The 6,522-nt window shown below is 47.3% G+C and carries 4 protein-coding genes and 2 pseudogenes; 2 read left to right on the top strand and 4 right to left on the bottom strand.

The genetic code is table 11. The annotated features are described in order from the left end of the window. Positions 1 to 501: 501 nt before the first annotated feature. The 4 genes and pseudogenes from AACY52_RS28035 to AACY52_RS28020 all read right to left on the bottom strand — a co-directional run bounded on the left by AACY52_RS28035 (position 502) and on the right by AACY52_RS28020 (position 3,341). The gene (locus AACY52_RS28035) at positions 502 to 1,932 is read right to left on the bottom strand and encodes a hypothetical protein (RefSeq protein ID WP_339561044.1); all 1,431 of its coding nucleotides are present in this window, start codon (positions 1,930 to 1,932) and stop codon (positions 502 to 504) included. Between the two features lie 87 nt (positions 1,933 to 2,019). Beyond that, positions 2,020 to 2,316, bottom strand: a complete 297-nt coding sequence (locus AACY52_RS28030) for a hypothetical protein (RefSeq protein WP_339561043.1) — start codon at positions 2,314 to 2,316, stop codon at positions 2,020 to 2,022. A gap of 13 nt (positions 2,317 to 2,329) precedes the next feature. Beyond that, positions 2,330 to 2,572 carry a hypothetical protein gene (locus AACY52_RS28025; protein ID WP_339561042.1) on the bottom strand — a complete coding sequence of 81 codons (243 nt, stop codon included), beginning with the start codon at positions 2,570 to 2,572 and terminating at the stop codon, positions 2,330 to 2,332. Between the two features lie 519 nt (positions 2,573 to 3,091). Further along, positions 3,092 to 3,341 (bottom strand): annotated as a pseudogene (locus tag AACY52_RS28020) (hypothetical protein). Positions 3,342 to 3,570: 229 nt separating this feature from the next. Here AACY52_RS28020 and AACY52_RS28015 point away from each other — a divergent pair. Together AACY52_RS28015 and AACY52_RS28010 are read left to right on the top strand one after the other, a co-directional pair. Next, entirely contained in the window at positions 3,571 to 4,668 is a 1,098-nt protein-coding gene (locus AACY52_RS28015; protein WP_339561041.1) for a hypothetical protein, read from the top strand. Positions 4,669 to 5,505: 837 nt separating this feature from the next. Further along, positions 5,506 to 6,522 (top strand): annotated as a pseudogene (locus AACY52_RS28010) (IS3 family transposase); the annotation flags it as partial.

The raw sequence follows: 6,522 nt of genomic DNA, 5'->3' as shown, positions 1-6,522 counted from the left end.
ACCGCGACTTTGATATCCAACTCAACCAGAGCGGTCAGGCCATCGATGGATTTTCGAAAATCCACGGGCTTGGGGTAGAGGTACACTTTTTCAACTTTGGCGTCGGGGCGCATCATGACGGCGGGCTTCTGAAGGATATCGGGAGCCCAGCATCAGGCATCAAATGGCAGCTTTGAATGTGTAGACGATGGATCGCTTACGAAGCATAACGCCACGGTGGGCGGGGATATGGAGGAAAGGGTTCAGGGGCTGCGTAAAAGCGTGGCGGCCGTCAGCCAACGGCTGATGGCACCTAAGACTTGGTTGGGATCTGAGAGCGTTAATGTTCTGCAGATTTTGTGCGAGTTGCTCGACTTAGTACAGCAGATGAATGTTCAGCTGTCCGAGCACACTCACGGCCCAACGCCTATACCTGGAAATTCAGGGGCCTTCGCCGGTTATGCGGCGGAAGCCTCGGTTCTCTCTCTTAGCATGAGGCCGATAACACTCTAGATTTTGATGTTACCCAAGCGGCTCCTTGTACCCGACGCGAATGGCTTCAAGTTTGTCATGCATGATTTCTCTTGAGGTTTCATCATAGCGAGCTTGATAGAAGCTAAATTCTTGCCGTTCGTGTTTCGTGCACAGAGCTTCGATTTTTTTTATAATCTTTATTTTATTTTCCATTGTTGTGTTTATGCCGAATATGATCCCCTCTAGTGAATTAAAGTCGTAGCGCAACTTTCTCAGTTCACTATTTTCAAGGCTTCTCATCATTGAGGTCTGGATAAGTCGGGACTCTTTTTCTCTATCCCAGGCGCTAAGCTTTACGGTTGCAGAGTGATAAAAATTTTTCCAGTAGTTAGCTCTCCAATTCTTTTCATCGGTGAACATTTGCTCTGCACAGTTACTAATTACATTGTTTTCGTCTCTGAACCAGGTGTTCATTAGAACTGAAGTTGGCAAATGACCTAGAGATCTAAAATAGTCTATGTCGACGAAAGATTTCTCATATGAAACTTCATGGAATGCGTGTTTGAGTGGGCCCCATACGATACCATTCATGTCCTCTCCACACGGCGCTGTTAGCGTCAGAGCGGTTTTGCCTTGCTCTTTCTCTGTCCTAAACTTCAGACACACGTCTTGATGGTATCCACCATAGCTTCCCCAGATAGAGGAGTCAGAGCAAGAGGACATGAAGCATGCTGTATACCAACTAGGATACATAAGGCGCTCGATTTCCCTGCAAAATATCTCTGGAAATTCGATATGCACATAGAACCAGTATTCCTTTCCCATGCCGTAAGTTCTGTATCTTGTCAGAAGCTGTCTTTCACTGTTTCTTTGATAGGTCTTAAGAAAATCATTCTCTTGTTGTTTTGTGGTGTTTGCATTGATAACTAATTGTGGTAGTAGGGTTTTCAATTGTTCTAATATTTTCTCCCGTTCGGAAGAATTTTGTTTTACAGGTTTGGGTATTACTCTCTTCTCATAGAGCGCTTCCAGTATAATTTCAAAAAAATAGAAGTGTAATATTTGGAGGTTTGCAAGTAACTCCCAGCGCCTTATCTTTCTATCTACTCCCATTTTTGAAATGAAGTCGTTTATGCAAGGCTCTGAGTTCAATTTCTCAAAGATTTCAATATTTAACTCATTCATCGCGTCAGTAGCGGACTCCGCAGAAGCAAACACATCTATTCGGCGTGTCGGGATTTCATCTATTTTTTGCACAAGGTCGAAGCAGGTGTTTATCAGGCATCTTAGGTAATGCTTGATAAGGTTTTTCCAGATTATCTGGTCGCCATTGAAGTATATGTCTTTATAGCCCTCTAGCGGATCGTTCAGTTGTTCTGGCGACGCGAAATAAATATATTGTCCGTCCAGTTCTCCATCACTATCGTTTTCACCTAGCAGTCTCTTTACGGGCCTAAACCTATACATGAATTCCATCATGATCATCCCACTTATTTGCCGCTTCCAAAATCTATGTTTGAAGAAGCTTATAATATTGAACTTGTCTCTGAAACTGACAGGTCGAGTCTACTCCAAGCGGCACCACCAAGATTGAGCGTAAGCGCATCCGTCGATGTACTCAATGCCGCTCAGCACGAAACCGGTCGGGGCCATTCCGGACAAGTTCGCATCGAGCAATCGAGGGAGTGGATCAGGCTCCAACGGCCTCCCCTTCGATACCCGCGCTACATTTGAGCTTCGGCCAAGCTCGTTGCTTGTCGCGGGTGCTACAAGTACGTCTCCCCTAATCGCCGGATAACGCCTCCTTTCTTGTGGATCCAACGCCACACCTTTGCAGCGCATTGGGGTCACTAGCATGTGCATGATAAGTCAGCCCTTAGTAGTCGCTGGGTTCATCTAGGAGCGCCTCTATGGCGTACTCCAGTGCCCCATCCGCTTGCTCGAGTAGATCAGCGAGATCATCGGGGCCGATCAGCTGTGCTCTATGTAGCGCGTACGCCCCATCAATCAGCTTTTTATGGTGCGCCCCTGGGTGTCGCAGCAATGCCGCCTCATCTCGCAGCAGTTCTAACCAGGAAAAGGTCACCCCGTTCTGGGTGAAGTCACTTGCGTTCGTCATTGCTTCGCCTCTGTTCGCTCACTACCAATACTGTATATGCAAACAGCATATTGCGGCACATGATTGGCTGAGCGGTCATCCGACGAAGTGTGGCCCTGGCGGCAGGCCCAAATTCGTAGTGGCAAAAAAAACTGGACGAAAAAGCACTTATCCCCCTCCCGCCGACGGGCTTTACCTGTGTTTTTTGTGCAAAGGCCAGGGTTGGTGCAATCGGATACGCAGCCCAGGCCGGCTATGGGCTTGATGGGGTAAATAGCAACTTCACGAAATGCAAAGTTTTGCGAAGAAATGCAGAGTGGTGAGACAACGACGAGAGTGAGGTGACCCGAGAGAGCGGCTGGCTTCCCCGTATTTATTGATCCGAAAAGAGAAAAGTATAGGAATATGGGCATTTTCCGAAACGAGGTAGGTCTTTTTTCCTCCCTTCTGCGGCCACCGTAGATGAGGTCGAAAGCCGCTATAAGCCAGATATCTTATGGATCTAGGCTAGGCTGGGGCATTTCAGGATTTCTCCTGGTCCTAATTAGCTTCTGACCCCTTGAGGCGAGCCAAACCTTGCTTAATATGCCCGGCGTTTTCACCAATCGTCTCTAAGGCCCCGCGTATATTTACACCTGCCTCGACGGAGCCCTGTTGTTCAAGGCAAAGCGTGAGTTTCCATTACGGCTGCTTCTAAGGCCAGCTGATTTTCGTACATCTTTTCAAGCAAGTTGATAGCGAATATTCGTGCATGGTAGAGAGGTTCTGGCTGTGAGGACTCACCTGACATTCAAGCACATATTAGCCTCTGCGCTTTCCGCAGGCTGGCAAAGGCTTTTTGCGAGTGGCATTATGATACTGGAAAACCTATGCTCCATTCACCTACGAGCAATGTTAAAACAGGATAAGGGAAATCACTGGACGTTTATCAGTTCAAGAAATTGAAAGCACCGGAGCAAGAACGGTTGCAGTTGCAACAAGCAGTTAGGATTATTTTTGTATAAAAAGGATGGTATGTGATGGCTCACGCAAAAGCTTCCACTGACTCAGTTGCACTTCTGCAGCAGTTTGACTTAGAGATTGGTTGCTATGAAGATTTTTGTAGTACAACTGCAGATCTAATAAAAAGATTGCTATCGTCTAAGAGGATTGAAGTTCATTCAATTTCTAGTCGATGTAAAGATCGCCAGAGCTTCAATAAGAAAATTGTTAAGAAAAGTCATTATAAGGAATTACCTGATATAACGGATTTGGCGGGCATTCGGATTATTACACATTACTCTGATGATGTGGATGTTATAGCCAAGCTTATAGAGAAAGAGTTCGAAATTGATCGTGCGAATAGCATAGATAAGAGATTGATTTTAGATCCTGATCGCTTTGGCTATCTTTCATTGCATTATGTCGCAAGTTTAAAAAATACTCGCTCTAAGCTTCAAGAGTATTCGGACTATGATGGGCTCAAGGTTGAAATTCAGATTCGTTCAATACTGCAGCACACTTGGGCGGAGATTGAGCATGACATAGGGTATAAAAATGAATTTGAAGTCCCTGGTCCAATTAAGCGCAAGTTCTCTAGGCTCGCGGGACTGTTGGAGCTTGCGGATCAGGAATTTATTTCAATTAGAAATGAAATTGATAAATATTCGAAAGCTCTTGATCGGCAAATGAAGACGAGCGTTAGAAATATTGGTCTTGATGCTTTGTCGTATGAGAAGTTTGTGACACGAAATGCTGTAAGTTTGCAAGCCGACCAAGAGGTGTGTCTGGCGGGAAACTATGAGATCTCGCATTATAAGGATATGTCAAGAATGGTTTCACGGCTGGCTGGATTTGATATAACTACGATTGAAAGGCTGTCCTTTCTGTTACAAGAAAACAAAACGAATATCTTAAACATGGTTGCTGCGATTAGAGTGCTGCCGGACGAGGATCCTGAAGATGATCCCGACGAACCCAATATCGCCTCACCAGGTATAAGTACTTTTTTCCTAATGCATGTTCTAGCAGCACGTAAAAGTCCCGAAGAGATTGAAAATTACTTGCAGGAAAATAACTGGCGGGATGCTCCGGGCGGCAACGAGTTCTATGAACTTCTTGTCAGCTTTTTCCAATAGTTATTTTACTCGCAGGTTGCGACATTAACCGCGACCTCTATCTCGGCTGCTTCGACAGCCAACCGTTGTCAGGCATTCACCTCAAACATATATATGTGGTGAATGTCTAGACGCCATAGCAAGGCTCCTGATCTTTACACCTCAGACTCGCCGCCAGCTCCAGTCGTGCTCATTTGAGGGCTGTTTTGGAACCAGGGCTGGGAAGAAGGTAATTTTGGTTAGGAAACGCGTTAGTCCTGCTGTAGGCCCCGTATTTCGTGAGTTTGGCGCATTACCTTGAAGGGTAATATTTGGTAATGGCGAAGGTAATATTCGTCCAAGTGCCCGGTTTTGCTGGGGAGTGAGGCTGAGAGGAATTACTCGATGTAAAGGTAATGACCTAACCAATAAATTACCAAAATATTACCTTTCTAAATAACTAGCAACTCGTTGAAATTAGAGGGTTTTGCTCGACTTTATCAAGAGTATTACCAATATTACCTTTTTCCCAGGCCTCAACATAAACCGGCCGGAATGCTGTTTTTAACCACCTTCCAGCCCTAGCACACTAACCTGGTGCAGAAGCCGTGGGACTATCATGGGACTGAGAATGCCGATTTTTTGGAGAGTCGGCATCGCTGGATCCCGCGCAATCCGGGCGCTTGCATAATGAAAGTCGCTTTGCGGGTAGTTTCGAATCTCTCCTTCACCGCCAAATTTGAAACGACAAGACCCCTGAAAACGTAAAAGTTTTCAGGGGTTTTGTGTTTTCAGAAGGTCAAAAAAGGCCCATATGTAGTGGTCTAATGAAACCGGACACCCATTTAGGCGAGAATGCTCGCCAGATCGAGGTGTCAGATGACCAAACAACGCCGCTCCTTTACTCCTGAATTCAAGCGCGAGGCTGCCGACCTCGTGCTCAAACAAAACTACAGCTACATCGAAGCCAGCCGTTCACTCGGCATTGGTGAGTCGGCATTGCGCCGCTGGGTTGACCAGATTCAGAAAGAACATAAAGGCATCACCCCGCAGAGCAAGGCACTGACTCCGGAACAACAAAAAATTCAGGAGTTGGAAGCTCGGATTGCTCGGCTTGAGCGAGAGAAATCAATACTAAAAAAGGCTACCGCGCTCTTGATGTCGGAAGATCTCGAGCGTTCGCGCTGATTGACCAGTTGAGCATCCACGAGCCGGTTGATTGGCTGTGCAAGGTGTTTGAAGTGACCCGCTCGTGCTACTACGCTCGGCGTCTCAGGCGCCGCACACCGGATGTAGAACGCCTTCGATTGCGCAGTCGGGTGAACGAGTTGTTCACCCAAGGCCGCAGTGCTCCCGGTAGCCGTAGCATCATGGCCATTATGCAGGACGACGGCGAGCAGATCGGGCGATTCAAGGTGCGCAGCCTGATGCGCGAGCTGGAGTTGGTCAGCAAACAACCGGGATCGCATGCCTACAAAAAGGCGACGGTCGAGCGGCCCGACATCCCTAATATTTTGAACCGGGAGTTTGATGTGCCCGCTCCTGACCACGTCTGGTGTGGCGATATCACTTATATCTGGGCTCAAGGGAAATGGCAGTATCTGGCGGTTGTGCTAGATCTTTTTGCCCGCCGTGTTGTGGGTTGGGCGTTGTCGGGAAAGCCGGATGCCGACTTGGTCATCAAGGCCTTGGACATGGCTTACGAGCAGCGAGGGAAGCCTCAAGGTTTGCTGTTCCACTCCGACCAGGGCTCGCAATATGGAAGCCGTAGTTTTCGCCAGCGCCTTTGGCGATATCGCATGCGTCAGAGCATGAGCCGGCGAGGAAATTGTTGGGATAATGCGCCGATGGAGCGGGTGTTCAGGAGCCTGAAAACCGAGTGGATACCGACCATGG

It is taken from the genome of Pseudomonas sp. EA_65y_Pfl1_P113 (assembly GCF_963970525.1).
In the GTDB taxonomy this organism is placed as follows: Bacteria; Pseudomonadota; Gammaproteobacteria; order Pseudomonadales; family Pseudomonadaceae; genus Aquipseudomonas; species Aquipseudomonas tritici.
The sequence above is the reverse complement of the archived record's forward strand: the minus strand, read 5'-3'. Positions and strand labels throughout refer to the sequence as shown.